Source organism: Halalkalibacillus halophilus DSM 18494 (assembly GCF_000423105.1).
GTDB lineage: Bacteria > Bacillota > Bacilli > Bacillales > Alkalibacillaceae > Halalkalibacillus > Halalkalibacillus halophilus.
This window is the reverse complement of record NZ_AUHI01000011.1, coordinates 25,152-43,015: the sequence shown is the minus strand read 5'-3', so window position 1 is coordinate 43,015 and position 17,864 is coordinate 25,152. Positions and strand designations below refer to the sequence as shown.

Below are 17,864 nucleotides of genomic sequence, written 5' to 3'. Positions count from 1 at the left end.
ATAGTTCAGGTAGATTTTAACCGTCCTTGCTGTTACTAATTTTACTCGATGTATAATTCACTGATTACATACAATCAATAAAATCAGTTTCATTTCAAGTTAGGGAATAGTGTCACCTTGGACTTTACTGACTAAATATAAGTAGCTATTTAAATTGAATCGGGCGGCTAAAATCTTATGCCGGCATATGGAGTGGTTATTCGGGCGAATAAAGTTGTTTGCCGGTATAAGAGGTGATTTGCCGGCATAAAAACCTCTTTTCGGGTGTAAAACTTTCAATGCCAGCAAACGGTGTAATATAAAAAACCCTTGATATAATTTTATTATATCAAGGGTTTTGGGTATTAACCGATGGAACCTTCCATTTCGAATTTGATAAGTCGATTCATTTCAACTGCATATTCCATTGGAAGTTCTTTCGTGAATGGCTCGATGAAGCCCATTACGATCATTTCTGTTGCTTCTTCTTCTGATAAACCACGGCTCATCAGATAGAATAATTGTTCTTCAGATACTTTTGAAACTTTCGCTTCGTGTTCTAATGAAATATTTTCATTTAACACTTCGTTGAAAGGAATCGTATCAGAAGTTGATTCATTATCCATGATTAATGTGTCACATTCGATATTCGAGCGAGCTCCTGCCGCTTTCTTACCAAAGTGCACAATACCACGGTACGTTACTTTACCACCTTGTTTCGAAATGGATTTCGAAACAATCGTAGATGACGTATTTGGTGCTAGGTGGTGCATCTTCGCACCAGCATCTTGGTGCTGACCTTTACCTGCTAAAGCAATAGATAATGTCATACCACGTGCACCTTCACCTTTTAATAGGATCGCTGGGTACTTCATTGTTAATTTAGAGCCTAAGTTACCATCTACCCACTCCATCGTTGCATTTGCATCTGCTGAAGCACGTTTTGTAACCAGGTTATAAACATTGTTTGCCCAGTTTTGAATAGTCGTGTAACGACAATAAGCATCTTTTTTAACATAAATCTCAACCACTGCACTGTGTAGAGAGTTTGTTGTATAAACTGGTGCTGTACAACCTTCTACATAGTGTACAGAAGCGCCTTCATCAACAATAATTAGTGTACGCTCAAACTGACCCATGTTTTCCGAGTTAATACGGAAATACGCTTGTAATGGCGTTGGTACTTTTGTATTTTTCGGAACGTAAATGAATGAGCCACCAGACCATACTGCAGAGTTTAATGCTGAGAATTTGTTATCAGATGGTGGAATGATTTTTCCGAAATATTCACGGAATAAATCCTCATTTTCGTGTAGTGCAGTATCGGTATCTTTAAAGATTACACCTAGATCTTCTAGATCCTGCTCTAAGTTGTGATAGACAACTTCAGATTCATATTGAGCTGAAACACCAGCTAAATATTTTTGTTCTGCTTCTGGGATACCTAAACGATCAAACGTTTGCTTGATTTCTTCAGGTACTTCATCCCAAGAACGCTCAGACTGTTCAGATGGTTTTACGTAATACGTAATTTCATCGAAATCTAACTCGTTCAGATCGCCGCCCCATTGAGGCATTGGCATTTTGTGAAACTGGTTGAATGCTTTTAAGCGAAACTCTAGCATCCATTCCGGTTCTTCCTTTTGACGTGAAATTTCACGTACAACGTTTTCTGTAAGTCCACGTTCTGTACGGAAGATCGATACGTCCTTATCGTGAAATCCGTATTTGTAATCTTCTTCTACTTCAGGTGCTTTTTTAGCCATACGTTCACCCTCCTTCAAATGATTAAAGTGAGTATTAGCTCACTAGTCGTTCTTTTCTACGCCTTGCTCCATTGCTTTCCAAGCTAATGTCGCGCATTTTATTCTTGCTGGAAACTTTGAAACACCTTGTAATGCTTGAATATCACCTAAATCTTCCAAGTCATAATCGTGATCTTCCAGTTCATTTCCTAGCATCATATCTGAAAACATTTTTGATATCTTCAACGCTTCTTCGATAGGCTTTCCAACAACAACTTGTGTCATCATGGATGCTGATGCCATACTAATCGAGCATCCTTCACCTTCGAATTTAGCATCCTGTACAATACCATCATCTAATTTTAACTGTAGATCAATACGATCCCCACAAGTTGGATTGTTCATCTCAACTGTTATATGGTCCCCCTCAAGCTTTCCGCGATTACGAGGAGTTTTGTAATGATCCATAATCACTTGTCTATAAAGTGTATCTAGGTTATTAAAAGACATCACCGAAATACTCCTTTGTCTTCTTGAGGCCATCTACTAATAGATCGACATCTTGTTTATTATTATACAGGTAAAAGCTAGCTCTTGCAGTTGCAGCGACTTGTAGTTCACGCATTAATGGTTGAGCACAATGATGGCCTGCTCTTACAGCAATACCGAGTGAATCTAATGCGGTAGCGCCATCGTGAGGATGAACATCATCTAGATTAAATGTGACTAGTCCTGCACGTTTTTTAGGTCCATAAATGGTCATTCCATCAATTGTGTTCATCTGTTCCATTGCATAGCTTACAAGCTCTGATTCATGCGCTTCTACATTGTCCATACCAACTTCATTTAAAAAGTCGATTGCTTTACCTAATCCAATTGCACCTGCAATGATCGGGGTGCCACCTTCGAATTTCCACGGAAGTTCTTTCCAAGTAGAATCGTGTAGGTTAACGAAATCAATCATTTCTCCCCCGAATTCAACGGGTTCCATTTTTTCAAGTAAACTTTTCTTGCCGTATAGAACACCAATTCCAGTAGGTCCACACATTTTATGAGCAGAAAAAGCATAAAAGTCGGCGTCTAAATCTTGCACATCGACACGCATATGCGGAACACTTTGTGCGCCATCAACTACAATGACTGCGTTCTGCTTGTGTGCAATTTTCGCCACTTCTTTTATCGGATTTATTGTTCCTAAAACGTTCGAAACATGTGTCATGGCAACAATCTTGGTACGCTCCGTAACGAGCTTTTCAACATCCTCTATAAGAATTGTTCCATCCTCTTGAAGCGGAATATATTTCAATTCTGCTCCAGTGGCTTTCGCAATTTGTTGCCAAGGAATAATGTTACTATGATGCTCCATTTTAGTTAAAACAATCTCATCGCCAGACTGCAAGTGGTCACGTCCGTAGCTTGACGCTACCGTGTTAATAGCTGTAGTAGTCCCTCGTGTAAAAATAACTTCTTTAATACTAGAAGCATTAATAAAATCTTTTACTTTTTCACGAGCACCTTCATATCCTTCCGTCGCGTACGTACCTAATGTGTGTACACCACGGTGAACATTGGAATTATATTGTTTGTAATAATCACTTACGGCATCAATTACAGATGAAGGTTTTTGAGAAGTAGCGGAACTATCCAAATAAACAAGTGGATGTCCATTTACCTCTTGATTGAGAATCGGAAATTGCTTGCGGACACTTTCCATATTCGTCATTAATTAACTTTCCCTTCGATCACTTCTCTTAACTGTTTTTGAACAGTTTTGATAGGGATCTCCCGCACAACTGGATCTAAGAAACCGTGGATTACTAAACGTTCTGCCTCATGTTGTGAAATTCCACGACTCATAAGATAGAACAATTGTAATGGATCCACACGACCAACTGATGCCGCGTGTCCTGCAGTAACGTCATCTTCATCAATTAATAAGATTGGGTTCGCGTCTCCACGAGCTCCTTCAGAAAGCATTAATACACGAGATTCCTGTTCTGCGTTCGATTTAGAAGCACCATGTTCAATTTTTCCGATTCCGTTAAATATCGCACTAGACTGATCTTTCATAACACCATGTTGTAAAATATAACCCTCTGATGCCTTACCAAAGTGACGGATATTTGCAGTGAAATCTTGCGCTTGATTCCCACGACCAACTGAAACAGCTTTCGCATGAGAAAGTGCATTTTCACCCATCAAATTAGTGATATTTTCAGAAATAGTGTTTCCATCATTCATTTGACCAAGTGCCCATTCTAATGTTGCATCGCGACCAACAGTTCCACGACGATTCACATAAGAAGTAGTGCCTTTAGCAAAATGATCAACTGCACCATAAGATACTTTAGAAGCATCATGTGCAAACACTTCACTTACAATATTAGCTACTGTCTCTTCTTCATCATTCTCTGAAACATAGTTCTCAACATACGTTACTTCACTTTGCTCTTCTGCTACTAACAATACATGATTAAAGAAAGCCGCTTCCTGATCTTCCTGCCAAAAAATAACTTGGATCGGCTGTTCAACTACAACCTTTTTCGGAACGTATAAGAAGATACCGCTATTTAACAACGCTGCATGCCTAGCAGTCATTTTATTCTCATCTACTTTCACGCCTTCTTGCATGAAGTGTTTTTGAACTAAATCACTGTGTTCATTCATTGCTGTGAAAATATCCGTAAAGATAACACCTTGATCTTTTAAACTATCTTCTAAAGATGCATAGGCTACATCATTATTACGAACAATGATGAGATTATTGTTATCGGAATCTTCATCTAACAGGGCACGAATTCTTTCTGGTAATTCATCAAAGCTGCTAATTTTTTCACCAGCTACATCGTGCTTAAAGTTTGTGAAATTCCAATTACGAATACGAGTCTTTTTGACAACTGGCATTGGTAATTCTTCGGATAATTCTAATCCTTTTAATCGTATATCTTTAAACCAATTTGGTTCATTTCTTTTATCTGAATATTCTGTTATATATTGTTTGTCATAAGGTAGTTGTGTTTCCACTGCCATTCGTTACCCTCCTATCTAGCTTACGCCTTTTGGCCAACAGTTTCGTCGTCGATTCCTAGTTCTTCTTTAATCCAGTCATAACCTTCTGCTTCTAAACGGTGAGCTAATTCTGGTCCACCAGATTTAACTACCCGACCTTGCATCATTACGTGAACATGATCTGGAGTAATATAGTCTAATAAGCGCTGATAGTGAGTGATAATTAAGCAACCAAACTCCTCATTGCGCATCTTGTTAATACCATTTGCTACTACTTTAAGAGCATCAATATCTAAACCTGAGTCAATCTCGTCTAAAATCGCGATTGCTGGTTTTAACATCATAAGTTGAAGAATTTCGTTACGTTTCTTCTCTCCACCAGAGAAACCTTCGTTTAGGTAACGCTGTGCCATATTCTTATCAATCTCTAAATCATCCATAGCTCCGTCCATTTCTTTAATGAATTTCATTAATGGAATTTCATCGCCTTCTTCACGGTGTGCGTTGATAGAAGAACGTAAGAAGTCTGAGTTTGTAACACCACTGATTTCACTAGGATACTGCATAGCTAGGAATAAACCTGCTTGTGCACGCTCATCTACTTCCATTTCAAGAACGTTTTCACCGTCTAAAAATACTTCACCTTCTGTAATTTCAAACTTAGGGTGACCCATAATTGCACTAGCTAAAGTCGATTTACCTGTACCATTTGGTCCCATTACTGCGTGGAATTCGCCACCACGAATTGTTAGGTTAACCCCTTTTAATATTTCTTCACCTTCAATTTGTACATGAAGATTCTTAATTTCTAAAGTTGATGCTGCCATTTGAATACCTCCAGTTTCTATTAATAAATGTTTGATTATTGCACTTGATTATAATTCTTAGTTTATAATACTTCTAAACTATAAGCAAATCGATTCGTGCGAATAACCAACAATTCTACACTGTTTCTATTATAGTAAAAAACTCGTTTAATTTAAACGATTAAGGGCTTTTTTATGAAAAGCACCTATTCTAGTGTAACATTAATAAAAGAATAATGCTCTTGAGAACTGTTCTCATTGGATTGTTACTTCATCCCTCTATATATACTAGCTGAAAAATATTTTTTTCATAATTCGATAGCAAGTACCATATAAAAGTAAAAAATCCACTGCTAATTTCTTAACAGTGGATGTTGTATTTATATATTAACGGTGTACCATACGATCAAATTCAGTAATGATTGTTCTTGATTGTTGATATTCTAGCTCGCGTTTCTTTTCGACCGCTAAACGCTGGTCTAATTTCTGGCCATATTCAGCATAACCCATGCCGTGTGATGCCTGCATCGCTTTCTCCATATCACTTGTGTAATTCAAGTCAATCATGTTTTCGTGTAAAATGACTAAATCATCCCTTTCAATTTGTTTACATATAGAATCATAACACTATATGTAACGATACAAAAATCGCTTATGTTAGTGATTACCCACATAAGAAAGGATATAAACACCTGAATAGATGTTATATCCTTTCTTATTATTAATAGCGTTATATGCTCGTAAATAGAACCAAATGCTTTAAATTTGCCACCTACCTGTTATTTTTAGGTGGTAGCAGTTTATTGTTATGAACAATTAAGAAAGGAGTAAACGTATGATATAATTATTTAATTATTTTGAAAAAAGGATGAAGTGAAATGATAGAAGAAGTTTATCCAGCGTTGTTGTTCACTGTTATTTTCTATTATGTAGCTCGTTATTTTGTTGATCAATTTAAAACAAGAATCCCAGAAGGAGATGGTGATGACATTTCTTATTTGGGAAGGTTAGCAATTATTATCGGAAGTTCCCCTTTTCTTGTTGTCTTTTACTTTTGGGGAGTTCATTTTAAATGGTATTGGGTTGGGGTCATGCTAATATATTTTCCTTTTCAAATGTATTTAGAATTAAAATATCTCAACAAAAACAACAAAAGATTAGCATTCCTTAGCCTTGTGACACTTATGATAGGTCTGTTTTTGGTTTTCTCTCTAACATAAAAAAACACCCTCCACATCAAGATGATGAGAGGGCGAATGATTAATAAACTTTTTTCGTTTCAAGTTTCTTTGAGTAATTATTCACTTACTGGTACAATCGCTCCGTCATATTCTTCTTCCATAAATGTTTGAATTTCTTCTGAACGTAACACTTCAACTATTTTTTGATAATCTTCATCATCTTCATCTTCTGCACGAACAGCTATGACATTAGCATAAGGAGATTCAGGGCCTTCTAAAAATAATGCATCTTCTGTTGGCACTAGTCCTGCTTCAATTGCATAGTTCGTGTTAATAGCAACTAAAGTATCCGCTTCTCTCTCATAATACTCTGGTAATAATCCTGCATCGATACTTGCATCAAATTCTAAGTTACGAGGATTGTCTACGATATCATCAATTTCAGCTGTAACTGGATCCACATCTTCGTCTAATTCAATCACACCATTTTCTTGTAATATAGAAAGAATACGACCGTGGTCAGCTACAGAACGGCTCATCAATACCTCTGTGCCTTCAGGAATTTCTTCAGGGTCGGTAATGTCTTGTGAATAAATTCCCATAGGTTCAATGTGAACTCCACCTAAACTTACAAAGTCATAACCAATCTCTTCCTTTTGATCCTCTAGATATGGAGTGTGCTGAAAGAAATTAGCATCGAGAGTTTCATTTTCTAAATCTTCATTTGGTAAAACGTAATCTTGATAAACTTCGATTTGAAGGGTAATTCCTTCTTCTTCTAATAATGATTCTGCTTCTTCAAGTATTTCCGAATGGGGCACGTTCGCTGCACCAATTACTATTTCACGTAGTTCGTCTGAGGAAGCTTCTTCACCTTCTGTTTCTTCTGAATCTGTTTCTTCAGTTGACTCTTCATCACCACTTGTTTGATCTTCTTCACCATTTTCATCGTCTGTTCCACAAGCTACTAAAGCAATTGTTAATAAAGCAATGAGTAAAGCAAATAATAATTTTTTCATCTTAAAAACTCCCCTTTTATTTGTTTTCATTTATAAAACACGGTTAGTCATTTCATAATCACCAACCATTGTTTCCCAAATTCATATAATGCGTATTACCTTTTATCTATTGTTTTAGAAATCCAATCACCAAGGAATTGGAAGATGAACACGATTACTACTATAAAGATGGTGGATAATAATACAACATCGAAGTCGCGTCGTTGGAATCCTTGCATATAAGCTAGGTCACCTAGTCCACCTGCTCCAATAACACCAGCCATTGCGGTATAGCTTACTAATGCAATTGCTGTTACGGTAATACCTGAAATAAGTGCTGGCATTGATTCAGGTAATAAAACTTTAAAAATAATTGTGCGGGATTTTGCTCCCATTGCTTTTGCAGCTTCCACTACTCCCTTATCTACTTCTTTTAACGCTATTTCTACTAACCTCGCGTAGAATGGAGCAGCTCCTATGATTAAAGCTGGTAGTGCTGCATTTGGACCACGTATAGTACCTACCAGAAAATCAGTAAATGGGAATAACAGTAGGATCAGTATGATAAACGGTATTGCACGAAATACGTTTACTAATATCGCTGTAACTGAATTCAAGTAAATATTTTGCCAAAGATTCCCTCTTGTAGTTAAGAACAGTACCAATCCTAATAAAATACCTAATATAAAGGTTCCTATTACTGATATAACTGTCATATAGAGTGTTTCATAAGTGGCAGTCCACATGGAATCCATATCAACGTTTGGAAAAATTGCATCAATCATGTTTCAACACCTCAACTTCCACCCCTGAACCTTTTGCATATTCAACAGCTTGTTCAATAAGATCCGGGGCACCGTTCACTTCCACATACAATGTTCCATATGCGCCTTCTTGGGTTGGTGAAATGGAACCTTGTAAAATATTCACTTCTATATCGAGTTTCTTGGATAGCTCGCTAATTAAAGCTTTCTTCGCATGCCCCCCAATGAAATGTAACTTCAACACTTGGCTATCATCTCTACCATTTAGAAATTGTTCTAAGTGTTCCCTCTGATGTTCTAAAGGACTTAACTGCTGCACGAATCTCTTCGTTGTTTTTGCTTGTGGTTTTACAAATACATCTAATACATCACCTTGTTCTACTACTTTTCCTTGTTCCATAACTGCTACACGGTGGCATATTTTTTGGATTACATGCATTTCATGAGTAATTAAAATAATCGTTAGCTGCAACTTTTCATTTATATCCACTAGCAGGTCTAAAATATCGTCTGTCGTTTCAGGATCTAATGCTGAAGTTGCCTCATCACATAGGAGGACTCCGGGATCATTAGCAAGTGCTCTGGCTATACCAACACGTTGTTTTTGTCCTCCACTTAGTTGAGATGGATATGATTTCTCTCTACCTTTTAGGCCAACTAAATCAATTAGCTCATTTACCTTATCTTCTCGCTCTTGTTTTGGTGTTCCGGCTATTTCTAACGGAAAAGCAATGTTTTCATATACAGTTCGCGACCATAATAAATTAAAATGTTGAAAGATCATGCCGATTTTTTGTCTTTCTTGGCGTAGTTTTCCTTGTTTTAATTTAGTTAGATCTTGACCATTTAAAAGAACCTCTCCACTGGATGGATCTTCTAATCGATTGATCAGTCGGACGAATGTGCTTTTTCCAGCACCACTATAGCCAATCACACCATAGATTTCCCCTTTATTAATGTCGATTGATACATCATCAACTGCCATCACATTTTGGTGTTTTAATTTAAACTGCTTAGATAACCCCTTGATTGAAAGCATTTGCCTTCCTCCCAACTTTCTTTATCTTATCCAAATAAAAAACCTTCCTGCTCCATAAGAGAACAGAAAGGATAGTAATTCACCTAATGCTCTCTTATCTTCCAAAGTGAAATCATTCACTTTGATGGAATTAGCACCTGCTAGACACGTCTGCCTAATGGTTGCCGGGTTTCATAGGGCCAGTCCCTCCACCTCTCTGGATAAGATCGTATTCTGTATTCAATTTATGCGACTCCGCATTAATGCTTTATCGTATTAAAAAACTCTTTCTCACCAATATAAGAAAGAGGTCCAATCGAGTACTCTTTCTTATCTTGCAATGAAAATCATCGCAGGAATTAGCACCTATCATGAACAATGTCACAACGGTTGCCGGGCTTCACAGGGCCAGTCCCTCCACCTCTCTGGATAAGAATAGTTGCTATTAAACTTTCGATAAAATGTATGTTAGCATAGGGTGAGAAGATAAGTCAACAAGAATTCATGAAAAAGGATGAGAAATTATGAAAGCACCTTTATTTGAACTACCATATTTAACAGAAGAAAAAACTTTTCGTTTAGAAGACTACCTAGGTAAAGTAGTTGTCCTTACCTTTTGGGTTTCTTGGTGCCCAGATTGTTCACGCGACTTACCCAAAAAAGAACAGTTTTATAAGACGATTCGGCATGATGGCATTGAAATGATTACAATTAACGTCCCAGGACGTGAACGAGAAGAACAAGAAGCAATTGACTTTAAAGAAAAATTCTTAACCCAGCCAACACTTCAAGATCGTGACCGTGAGATATATGATCTCTACGAATGTGACTCGGTCCCAACTACCATTATCATTGATCCAGAAGGTGAAATTGTTGGCAAGTTCGGTGATAAAGATGGGTTCTTTGAAGTAATAAAAATTGTTGGGGATTATTTCCCTTCAAACAGCTAACTTCAACAATATAAAAATTAAATAAAATAATCCCTTAACCATATAAATTGGTTAAGGGATTATTTTTTCTGCGCAGCCTGCGTTAGATACGGACTCATCTCTTTTAAAATATATGGTACGGAATGAAACGTGTACATACGCTCAAGTGGCTCACCCGATTGGAATACAATTAAACATGGTACACTAGTTATATTATGTTCTTGCATAAATTCTGGTGCTAATGTTGCGTTTAGTTCATAGAATTTATCCTGTTCCAACGTTTCTTCAATGTATTTCAGCATACGTTTTGCCACTTTACATGTCCCACAAAATGGACTATTTACAAAAACGATTTGGGGGTGTTTTTTATGTGTTAAAAATTTTACTTGCTTGCGGTCAATTTCTTGCATGTTATTCAGATCCCTTCAAATATTCCACCTTCACACGGAAGTTCCCAGCTTGCAAAATCGATGCTAACACATGCTCCGGTGTATCTTCAACTTGCCGGTATTTCTTATCAATAAATAAGTTATCTGCATGGGATATTTCGCGATTTAAAATCTTCCGGAGTTTTATCCCTGGTTCATCTGTGTCTGTGAAAATCGTAACATCTCGGTCCCATAAATGATAATTATCTATTAATTCATCTAAAGCATATGCGCTAATAGTGCCGTATGTACATAAAATCTCCACCGGCTCTAGAATCACTCTTTCGATTCTACGTTTGTCCTGTTTACCTTCAACTATTATTACTCGTGGTAAATCTTCCATCACTTCACCATTTTTCTATAAGGGTCTTAAGTTATGGCTCGGTTCAAGCCCATTGTTAAATTCAACAGGAATCAAAAACAGAGCCTAGCTTACAGAAAAAGCTGATCCTTTGTTTGGACCAGCCTCCTCGCAATTACTCATCTTCCGTCATTTCTTTGTATGCATCTGCATCCATTAAGTCATCTAATTGAGACTTATCGCTTGGTTCTACAACAACCATCCAAGCCTTTTCATGAGGAGACTCATTTACTAGCTCTGGACTATCTTCAAGGTCTTCATTTACTTCCACAACTTTACCAGCAACAGGAGCATATAACTCTGATACCGTTTTAACTGATTCAACACTACCAAAAGGTGCGTCTAACTCAAGATCATCGCCGACTTCTGGAAGTTCAACGAATACGATGTCTCCTAATTCAGATTGTGCGAAGTCTGTAATACCAATACGTAGATTGTCACCTTCGTCTTTTACCCATTCATGTTCTTCTGAATAACGAAATTCTTTTGGTAAACTCATCTTGGACCCTCCATATTTTCAAATTCACATGTTCTTCTTCATCATACAACAAAATAGACTGTATTTGCATTAACTTCTAGCTATTATTTCCATGTATCTACAAATTCATCTTCTTTAAAACCAACAGTAACTTTTTTCCCATCTGTAACAACTGGTCGTTTAATTAACATGCCATTCGTAGATAGCAGTTCAAGTTGTTCCTCGTCGCTCATATTCGGAAGTTGATCCTTTAATTCTAATTCACGATACTTTTTACCTGATGTATTAAAAAACTTTTTCACTGGTAATTCACTATTATTTACAAGGTTTTCTAATTCTAATTTACTTGGTGGTCTTTCTACAATATGCACTGTATGATATTCGATATTGTTAGAATCAAGCCATTTTAATGCTTTTTTGCATGTCCCACAATTGGGATAGTGATAAACCGTTAAAGCCATGTTCGCACCTCCTGAATATTAAAACACATACATATAATAACATGAATGATAGAAAATTTAATTGAATAACTTTAAAGTTTGCGTCAACAGATCATAATCAAACTAAAACTCCGCCAATAGACTATCATTTAGTCCTCTTAGGCGGAGTTATATTTATTGAAAAAGATTATACAACATATTTTTCTTCATTGATAATTTTACTAGCGATCTCACGTTTTTTCGCAATTACATTATATGGTTCACTGCGAGTCAATTTACGAAGTGCGGAAAGCATCATACGTAGATTGTCTCCTTCTTCTACAGCAATTAATGTTTCTTTGGCATGAGATTCGATCGATTCAAGCGCTTCTTGCACGTATACTTGTGTGTAAAGAAGCTTTTGCTTGCTCTTTTCTTCTCCATCTTTTGCGATCGCTTTTTCTGTACGTAATACTGCAGACTCCATGTTATAGATCTCTGCTGCAATATCAGCAATGTTAGATAGGATTTCTTGTTCTTGCTCGATTTTGTCTTGATACTTTTGTGCAGCGATTCCAGCAGCGATTAGGCCAATTTTCTTCGCATTCCCAACTAGGTACTTTTCTTGTGCTAACGCCTCATCTCCTGGAGTTTCAGGCATCATAGACATTAGTTCATTTTGAAGTCCCATTGCTTTCTCAAGTAAAGGAAGCTCACCTTTCATTGCTTTTTTCAGGAAGGTTCCCGGAACAATGAGGCGGTTAATTTCATTCGTACCTTCAAAAATACGGTTAATACGAGAGTCGCGGTAAATGCGTTCCACTTCATATTCAGCCATGAATCCGTACCCACCATGAATCTGAACTGCTTCGTCTGCAACATAATCCAGTAGTTCTGTTGCAGTATATTTATTCATCGAACATTCTATCGCGTATTCTGCAATTCCCTTTGCAACTGCAGATCCATCGTTCAATTCTTCCTTAGTTAATTGACCCAAACGAGATTCGAATAGACCTACCGTACGATAAACCGCACTCTCATTAGCATACGTACGAATCGCCATGTTTGCTAATTTCTCTTGGATTAACGGGAAGCCAGAGATTGGTGTTTTAAACTGCTTACGCTCATTTGCATAGTGAGCAGCTAATTCAAGTGCACGCTTCGCACCACCAACACCGCCGATAGCAAGCTTGTAACGACCAACATTTAAAATGTTGAAAGCAATGACGTGTCCGCGTCCGATTTCACCAAGTACGTTCTCTTTAGGTACTTCTGCATCTTCTAACACAAGTGTACGAGTAGAAGAAGATTTAATCCCCATTTTCTTCTCTTCAGGTCCTGTAGAAACACCAGGGAATTCACGTTCTACAATAAATGCTGAGAATTTATCACCATCAATTTTCGCGTAAACCACGAACACATCAGCGAATGCAGAGTTTGTAATCCACTGTTTTTCACCATTCAAAATATAGTGTGTGCCAGCTTCGTTTAATACTGCAGTAGTTTTAGCTCCTAATGCATCCGAACCAGAACCAGGCTCCGTTAACGCATATGCAGCAATCTTCTCACCTGTTGCAAGCGTTGGGAGGTACTGTTGTTTTTGACTTTCGTTACCGAAGAACACGATAGGTAAAGAACCTATTCCAACGTGTGCTCCATGAGTGATGGGGAAACCACCTGCTAATGCCATCTTTTCCGTTACTAAAGAAGAAGTGATTTTATCTAACTCCAAACCACCATATTCTTCTGGAACATCTATTCCTAATAAACCTAGTTCACCAGCTTTTTGTAACAACTTAACTGATTTATCAAATTCGTGATTTTCTAAATCATCTAATACTGGCCACACATCATTTTTAATATACTCTTCTGTAGTTTTAGCGATCATTTTGTGTTCTTCGTTGAAATCTTCCGGTGTAAGCACATCTTGTGCGTCCACATCTTCAACTAAAAACGATCCACCTTTTAATAACTTTTCTTCTACCATGATAATCCCCCTTATGGATTATAAATTTTCAAATACTTTTATACTTAAAGTAATTCAAATACTCCTGCTGCACCCATGCCGCCACCGATACACATTGTTACGACACCGTACTTCGTGTCACGACGCTTCATTTCATGTATTAAAGAAAGTGTTAGCTTCGTTCCTGTACAACCAAGTGGGTGACCTAAAGCAATTGCGCCACCATTTACGTTAACGATCTCTTCATCCAGTCCAAGCTCGCGAATTACTTGTAAGGACTGAGAAGCAAAGGCTTCATTTAGCTCAAATAAGCCAATATCATCCATTGTTAAGCCAGCCATTTCAACCGCACGTGGAATAGCTTTAACAGGTCCAATTCCCATTACTTCAGGTTCAACACCTTCAACAGTAAAGGAGTGGAATTTTGCTAATGGTTGAAGCCCTTCTTTTTCTGCTTTTTCGCGGTCCATAACTAATACAGATGCAGCACCATCACTCATTTGTGAAGCATTACCTGCTGTTACGGAACCAGTTACAGAAAATGCCGGCTTTAATTTAGCTAATGTTTCAGGAGTCGTTCCTTCACGAACTCCTTCATCTTTTGAAACTGTAACTGTTTCCTCTTTTACTTTATTGTCAGCACCAACATGACGATTAACAACATCGACTGGCACAATTTCATCGTCAAACTTACCTTCTTTTAATGCTTTTGCTGCGCGTTCGTGACTTCGAACGGCAAATGCATCTTGGTCTTCACGACTGACCCCGTAGCGGTTAGCCACTTCTTCAGCTGTATGACCCATCGACATATAATATTCCGGTGCATTTTCAACTAGACCTGGATTTGGCTTAATCACATGTCCACCCATTGGAATAAGTGACATGGATTCCGCTCCTCCTGCGATAATCGCCTCGGAGTAGCCAAGCATAATGCGTTCTGCTGCATAGGCAATACTTTGTAAGCCTGATGAACAGTAACGATTGATTGTAATTCCTGGTACATCATTGCTTAAACCAGCTAACCCAGCGATTTGACGTGCCATGTTCATGCCTTGTTCTGCTTCAGGCATCGCACAGCCTATAATTACATCATCAATTTTTCCGTCATAATTATTTGCACGCTTTAACGTTTCTTTTACCGTTAATGCAGCTAAATCATCCGGACGTGTATGTGCGAAACTTCCTTTTTTCGCTCTTCCAACAGGTGTTCGTGCACCTGATACAATAACTGCTTCTCTCACGTTAGATCCTCCTCTTCGGATTGGATTGGTTTATCTTTAGTTTCTTAATGGCTTTCCTTTTTGAAGCATATGAATCATACGCTCTTGCGTCTTTTGTTCCCCTACAAGGGAAAGGAATGCTTCGCGTTCAAGATCAAGTAAATATTGTTCATCAACAAGTGAACCATATTTGATTTGACCCCCAGCTAATACATTTGCAAGCTTCTTCGCAATCTTAATATCATGCTCCGATGCATACCCACTTAATTGCATTTGCTTTGCACCAAGAACCATCGTTGCATAGCCCGGTTCACCTACTACAGGTATCTTGTTACGTTTTGGTGCTTGATACCCACCTTCAGATAATCCGATCACGTTTTGCTTCGCATCATAAATAAGATGATCGCCATTTGCACTAATCTTATCGTGATTATTTAAGAAACCATGCTCTTTAGCTTCTGCTGCTGAGGTTGAAACTTTACCAGTAGCAATTTTCTCAAAAACATCATTAGATACTTTTTGTAAATCAATATCTAAACCTTCAGGTAGGCCAGAAAGTTCTTTCATGTAAAGCTCTTTATTTCCACCACCACCTGGGATTAAACCGACACCAGCTTCAACAAGTCCCATGTATGTTTCAGGAGACGCTTGCACGGAAGCTGCTGGTAAGGTAATTTCTGTTCCTCCACCAAGAGTCATGCCAAATGGTGCAGCAACAACAGGTTTTTCATTGTATTTCACATTCATCATTGCTTGTTGGAATTGTTTCACAACAATTTCAATCTCAAAGAAATTAAATTCCTGTGCTTCCATTAAAATCATTGCTAGGTTTGCACCTACACAAAAGTTCTTACCTTGGTTTCCAATCACAAGACCACGATAATTCTTATTCACTTCTTCTAGGGAATCATTCACCATTTTAATTACATCGAGTCCGATTGAATTATTCGGAGAAGTGAATTCTAGTAGCGCAACATCGTCGCCAATGTCAATTAAACTCGCGCCACTATTTTTCTTAATCACTCCATTTGCTTGTTTGTGAAGATTAAGGTTAATTTCTTTCTTATTAACATCCTTCTCCACGTACTCGCCATTGTGATAGAAATATAATTTCCCATTTTCCGTTTTGTAGAAAGTTTCAAAGCCTTTCTCAAGCATATCTTGAACCCACTGAGGAACTGTATTTCCCTCTTCTTTCATACGTTCTACAGATTTTGCTACACCAATTGCATCCCACATTTCAAATGGACCGATTTCCCAACCGAAGCCCCATTTCATTGCGTCATCAATTTGCGTAATATCATCCGCAATTTCACCTGAAAGTTCTGCAGAATAAATTAGCGTAGGTTTAGAAATGTTCCAAACCAAGTCACCAGCACGGTCTCCTTTTGCAGATACAAGCGCTTTCAGTTTACGCTTCGGCCCTTTTTCCTGCTTAGCAGCTCCGGACGCTTGTGTTTTCAACTTTTGTTGTTCTTGTTCGTATTCTAAGGTTTCTGGGTTAATTTCATAAATTGTGCTACCCTTTTCACCTTTTTTCTTATAATAAAATCCTTGGCCCGATTTAGCACCTAACATTCCCTTTTCATTCATTTGCTTCATAAAGTCAGGCACGTCAAATACTTGCTTTTCATCGCCTTCGACTTGATCGTAGACATTTTTAGCAACATGAACGAATGTGTCTAAACCAACTACATCTAATGTACGGAAGGTAGCACTCTTTGGTCGGCCGATCATAGGGCCTGTTACAGAATCCACTTCCCCTACACTATAGCCGCCTTTGAGCATTTCCTGGACAGTAACTAACAGTCCATACGTACCAATTCGATTCGCAATAAAGTTAGGAGTATCTTTCGCTTCAACTACTCCCTTACCTAACACATCTTCTCCAAACTTTTTCATAAATGATAAAACGTCTGGATCCGTTTCTTTATTTGGAATGACTTCTAACAATTTCAAATAGCGAGGTGGGTTGAAAAAGTGCGTACCTAAGAAGTGCTTCTTGAAATCCTCCGAGCGTCCTTCCGCCATCGCATCGATTGAAATACCAGAAGTATTAGAACTTATAATGGAGCCCTCTTTACGATTTGCTTCCACTTGTTCATAAACTTTCTTCTTTACGTCAAGGTTCTCAACAACAACCTCAATCACCCAATCCACATCCGATAATTTTTCCATATCATCTTCAAAGTTACCTACTGAAATTAAGTCCAGACTTTTTTTCGTAGTAATTGGAGATGGATTTTGCTTCGTAAGTTTCTTTTTACTTTCCGCTGCGATTTTATTTCGCGCTCGCGGGTCTTGCTTTTCATCCTCCGATAAATCTCTAGGAACAATATCTAACATAATGGTTGGAATTCCTAAATTAGCTAAATGAGCAGCAATGCCAGATCCCATCACCCCGGACCCTAAGACTGCAGCACGTTTGATTTTACCGTTCATGAATGCTCCCCCTATCCATTTGAATGAATACTCATTCATTTTCTTGTAAAAAATTTTGGATAGCAAGCTACCCAAAACAATCTACTTCTTACTATAAAATATTTTCTGATATTTCGCAATC

18 protein-coding genes and 2 riboswitches are annotated in these 17,864 nt (G+C 37.8%); of the genes, 2 read left to right on the top strand and 16 right to left on the bottom strand.

All coding sequences use genetic code 11. From position 1 onward, the window contains the following. Positions 1 to 344: 344 nt before the first annotated feature. The 6 genes from sufB to G532_RS15005 form a co-directional block, all read right to left on the bottom strand. Entirely contained in the window at positions 345 to 1,745 is a 1,401-nt protein-coding gene (gene sufB, locus G532_RS0107995) for a Fe-S cluster assembly protein SufB (protein ID WP_027964336.1), read from the bottom strand. Between the two features lie 42 nt (positions 1,746 to 1,787). Further along, positions 1,788 to 2,234 carry a Fe-S cluster assembly sulfur transfer protein SufU gene (gene sufU / locus G532_RS0107990; protein WP_027964335.1) on the bottom strand — a complete coding sequence of 149 codons (447 nt, stop codon included), beginning with the start codon at positions 2,232 to 2,234 and terminating at the stop codon, positions 1,788 to 1,790. Continuing rightward, the gene (locus G532_RS0107985) at positions 2,224 to 3,447 is read right to left on the bottom strand and encodes a cysteine desulfurase (RefSeq protein WP_027964334.1); all 1,224 of its coding nucleotides are present in this window, start codon (positions 3,445 to 3,447) and stop codon (positions 2,224 to 2,226) included. The genes sufU and G532_RS0107985 overlap by 11 nt, the downstream gene beginning before the upstream one ends. Continuing rightward, positions 3,447 to 4,754: a Fe-S cluster assembly protein SufD gene (gene sufD, locus G532_RS0107980; RefSeq protein WP_027964333.1), complete on the bottom strand. Its 1,308-nt coding sequence runs from the start codon at positions 4,752 to 4,754 to the stop codon at positions 3,447 to 3,449. The genes G532_RS0107985 and sufD overlap by 1 nt, the downstream gene beginning before the upstream one ends. A gap of 20 nt (positions 4,755 to 4,774) precedes the next feature. After that, positions 4,775 to 5,560, bottom strand: coding sequence for a Fe-S cluster assembly ATPase SufC (gene sufC, locus G532_RS0107975; protein ID WP_027964332.1), 786 nt, complete (start codon positions 5,558 to 5,560; stop codon positions 4,775 to 4,777). Between the two features lie 366 nt (positions 5,561 to 5,926). Then, on the bottom strand, positions 5,927 to 6,106 hold the full coding sequence (locus tag G532_RS15005) for a YuzK family famiily protein (RefSeq protein ID WP_035512775.1): 180 nt from the start codon (positions 6,104 to 6,106) through the stop codon (positions 5,927 to 5,929). A gap of 311 nt (positions 6,107 to 6,417) precedes the next feature. Between G532_RS15005 and G532_RS0107965 the strand changes: the two genes are divergently transcribed. Further along, positions 6,418 to 6,759: a hypothetical protein gene (locus G532_RS0107965; RefSeq protein ID WP_027964331.1), complete on the top strand. Its 342-nt coding sequence runs from the start codon at positions 6,418 to 6,420 to the stop codon at positions 6,757 to 6,759. 77 nt (positions 6,760 to 6,836) lie between these two features. Here the strand turns inward: G532_RS0107965 and G532_RS0107960 are convergent, their stop codons facing one another. The 3 genes from G532_RS0107960 to G532_RS0107950 form a co-directional block, all read right to left on the bottom strand. Beyond that, positions 6,837 to 7,739, bottom strand: a complete 903-nt coding sequence (locus tag G532_RS0107960; RefSeq protein WP_027964330.1) for a MetQ/NlpA family ABC transporter substrate-binding protein — start codon at positions 7,737 to 7,739, stop codon at positions 6,837 to 6,839. A 95-nt stretch (positions 7,740 to 7,834) separates the two neighbouring features. Next, positions 7,835 to 8,503, bottom strand: coding sequence for a methionine ABC transporter permease (locus tag G532_RS0107955; RefSeq protein ID WP_027964329.1), 669 nt, complete (start codon positions 8,501 to 8,503; stop codon positions 7,835 to 7,837). Continuing rightward, on the bottom strand, positions 8,496 to 9,521 hold the full coding sequence (locus G532_RS0107950; protein ID WP_027964328.1) for a methionine ABC transporter ATP-binding protein: 1,026 nt from the start codon (positions 9,519 to 9,521) through the stop codon (positions 8,496 to 8,498). The genes G532_RS0107955 and G532_RS0107950 overlap by 8 nt, the downstream gene beginning before the upstream one ends. 91 nt (positions 9,522 to 9,612) lie before the next feature. Next, positions 9,613 to 9,728, bottom strand: a riboswitch (SAM riboswitch). A gap of 99 nt (positions 9,729 to 9,827) precedes the next feature. Further along, a riboswitch (SAM riboswitch) is annotated at positions 9,828 to 9,936 on the bottom strand. Between the two features lie 88 nt (positions 9,937 to 10,024). On the opposite strand from G532_RS0107950, the gene G532_RS0107945 reads away from it, so the two are divergent. Continuing rightward, positions 10,025 to 10,450, top strand: coding sequence for a TlpA disulfide reductase family protein (locus tag G532_RS0107945; protein ID WP_027964327.1), 426 nt, complete (start codon positions 10,025 to 10,027; stop codon positions 10,448 to 10,450). Positions 10,451 to 10,509: 59 nt separating this feature from the next. On the opposite strand, the gene G532_RS0107940 is transcribed toward G532_RS0107945, so the two are convergent. The 7 genes from G532_RS0107940 to G532_RS0107910 all read right to left on the bottom strand — a co-directional run bounded on the left by G532_RS0107940 (position 10,510) and on the right by G532_RS0107910 (position 17,743). Continuing rightward, positions 10,510 to 10,839 (bottom strand): thioredoxin family protein, encoded by a 330-nt coding sequence (locus G532_RS0107940; RefSeq protein WP_027964326.1) that lies wholly within the window; start codon positions 10,837 to 10,839, stop codon positions 10,510 to 10,512. A gap of 1 nt (position 10,840) precedes the next feature. Continuing rightward, positions 10,841 to 11,200 carry a toprim domain-containing protein gene (locus G532_RS0107935; protein WP_027964325.1) on the bottom strand — a complete coding sequence of 120 codons (360 nt, stop codon included), beginning with the start codon at positions 11,198 to 11,200 and terminating at the stop codon, positions 10,841 to 10,843. A 133-nt stretch (positions 11,201 to 11,333) separates the two neighbouring features. Then, positions 11,334 to 11,717 carry a glycine cleavage system protein GcvH gene (gene gcvH, locus G532_RS0107930; protein WP_027964324.1) on the bottom strand — a complete coding sequence of 128 codons (384 nt, stop codon included), beginning with the start codon at positions 11,715 to 11,717 and terminating at the stop codon, positions 11,334 to 11,336. A gap of 83 nt (positions 11,718 to 11,800) precedes the next feature. Continuing rightward, entirely contained in the window at positions 11,801 to 12,157 is a 357-nt protein-coding gene (locus G532_RS0107925) for an arsenate reductase family protein (RefSeq protein ID WP_027964323.1), read from the bottom strand. A gap of 166 nt (positions 12,158 to 12,323) precedes the next feature. Next, a complete protein-coding gene (locus tag G532_RS0107920) occupies positions 12,324 to 14,102 on the bottom strand; it encodes an acyl-CoA dehydrogenase family protein (protein ID WP_027964322.1) in 1,779 nt (592 codons plus the stop codon). A 44-nt stretch (positions 14,103 to 14,146) separates the two neighbouring features. Beyond that, a complete protein-coding gene (locus tag G532_RS0107915; RefSeq protein ID WP_027964321.1) occupies positions 14,147 to 15,322 on the bottom strand; it encodes an acetyl-CoA C-acetyltransferase in 1,176 nt (391 codons plus the stop codon). 36 nt (positions 15,323 to 15,358) lie between these two features. Next, a complete protein-coding gene (locus G532_RS0107910) occupies positions 15,359 to 17,743 on the bottom strand; it encodes a 3-hydroxyacyl-CoA dehydrogenase/enoyl-CoA hydratase family protein (RefSeq protein WP_027964320.1) in 2,385 nt (794 codons plus the stop codon). Between the last annotated feature and the right edge of the window lie 121 nt (positions 17,744 to 17,864).

Excerpts from the sequence above, each read along its gene's own strand:
- sufC (WP_027964332.1), bottom strand. The coding sequence starts at position 5,560 with ATGGCAGCATCAACTTTAGAAATTAAGAATCTTCATGTACAAATTGAA.
- G532_RS0107960 (WP_027964330.1), bottom strand. The coding sequence starts at position 7,739 with ATGAAAAAATTATTATTTGCTTTACTCATTGCTTTATTAACAATTGCT.
- G532_RS0107920 (WP_027964322.1), bottom strand. The coding sequence starts at position 14,102 with ATGGTAGAAGAAAAGTTATTAAAAGGTGGATCGTTTTTAGTTGAAGAT.
- G532_RS0107935 (WP_027964325.1), bottom strand. The coding sequence starts at position 11,200 with ATGGAAGATTTACCACGAGTAATAATAGTTGAAGGTAAACAGGACAAA.
- G532_RS0107925 (WP_027964323.1), bottom strand. The coding sequence starts at position 12,157 with ATGGCTTTAACGGTTTATCACTATCCCAATTGTGGGACATGCAAAAAA.
- G532_RS0107910 (WP_027964320.1), bottom strand. The coding sequence starts at position 17,743 with ATGAACGGTAAAATCAAACGTGCTGCAGTCTTAGGGTCCGGGGTGATG.
- G532_RS0107950 (WP_027964328.1), bottom strand. The coding sequence starts at position 9,521 with ATGCTTTCAATCAAGGGGTTATCTAAGCAGTTTAAATTAAAACACCAA.
- G532_RS0107945 (WP_027964327.1), top strand. The coding sequence starts at position 10,025 with ATGAAAGCACCTTTATTTGAACTACCATATTTAACAGAAGAAAAAACT.
- sufU (WP_027964335.1), bottom strand. The coding sequence starts at position 2,234 with ATGTCTTTTAATAACCTAGATACACTTTATAGACAAGTGATTATGGAT.
- sufB (WP_027964336.1), bottom strand. The coding sequence starts at position 1,745 with ATGGCTAAAAAAGCACCTGAAGTAGAAGAAGATTACAAATACGGATTT.
- G532_RS0107955 (WP_027964329.1), bottom strand. The coding sequence starts at position 8,503 with ATGATTGATGCAATTTTTCCAAACGTTGATATGGATTCCATGTGGACT.
- G532_RS0107985 (WP_027964334.1), bottom strand. The coding sequence starts at position 3,447 with ATGACGAATATGGAAAGTGTCCGCAAGCAATTTCCGATTCTCAATCAA.
- G532_RS15005 (WP_035512775.1), bottom strand. The coding sequence starts at position 6,106 with ATGATTGACTTGAATTACACAAGTGATATGGAGAAAGCGATGCAGGCA.
- gcvH (WP_027964324.1), bottom strand. The coding sequence starts at position 11,717 with ATGAGTTTACCAAAAGAATTTCGTTATTCAGAAGAACATGAATGGGTA.
- G532_RS0107940 (WP_027964326.1), bottom strand. The coding sequence starts at position 10,839 with ATGCAAGAAATTGACCGCAAGCAAGTAAAATTTTTAACACATAAAAAA.
- sufD (WP_027964333.1), bottom strand. The coding sequence starts at position 4,754 with ATGGCAGTGGAAACACAACTACCTTATGACAAACAATATATAACAGAA.
- G532_RS0107965 (WP_027964331.1), top strand. The coding sequence starts at position 6,418 with ATGATAGAAGAAGTTTATCCAGCGTTGTTGTTCACTGTTATTTTCTAT.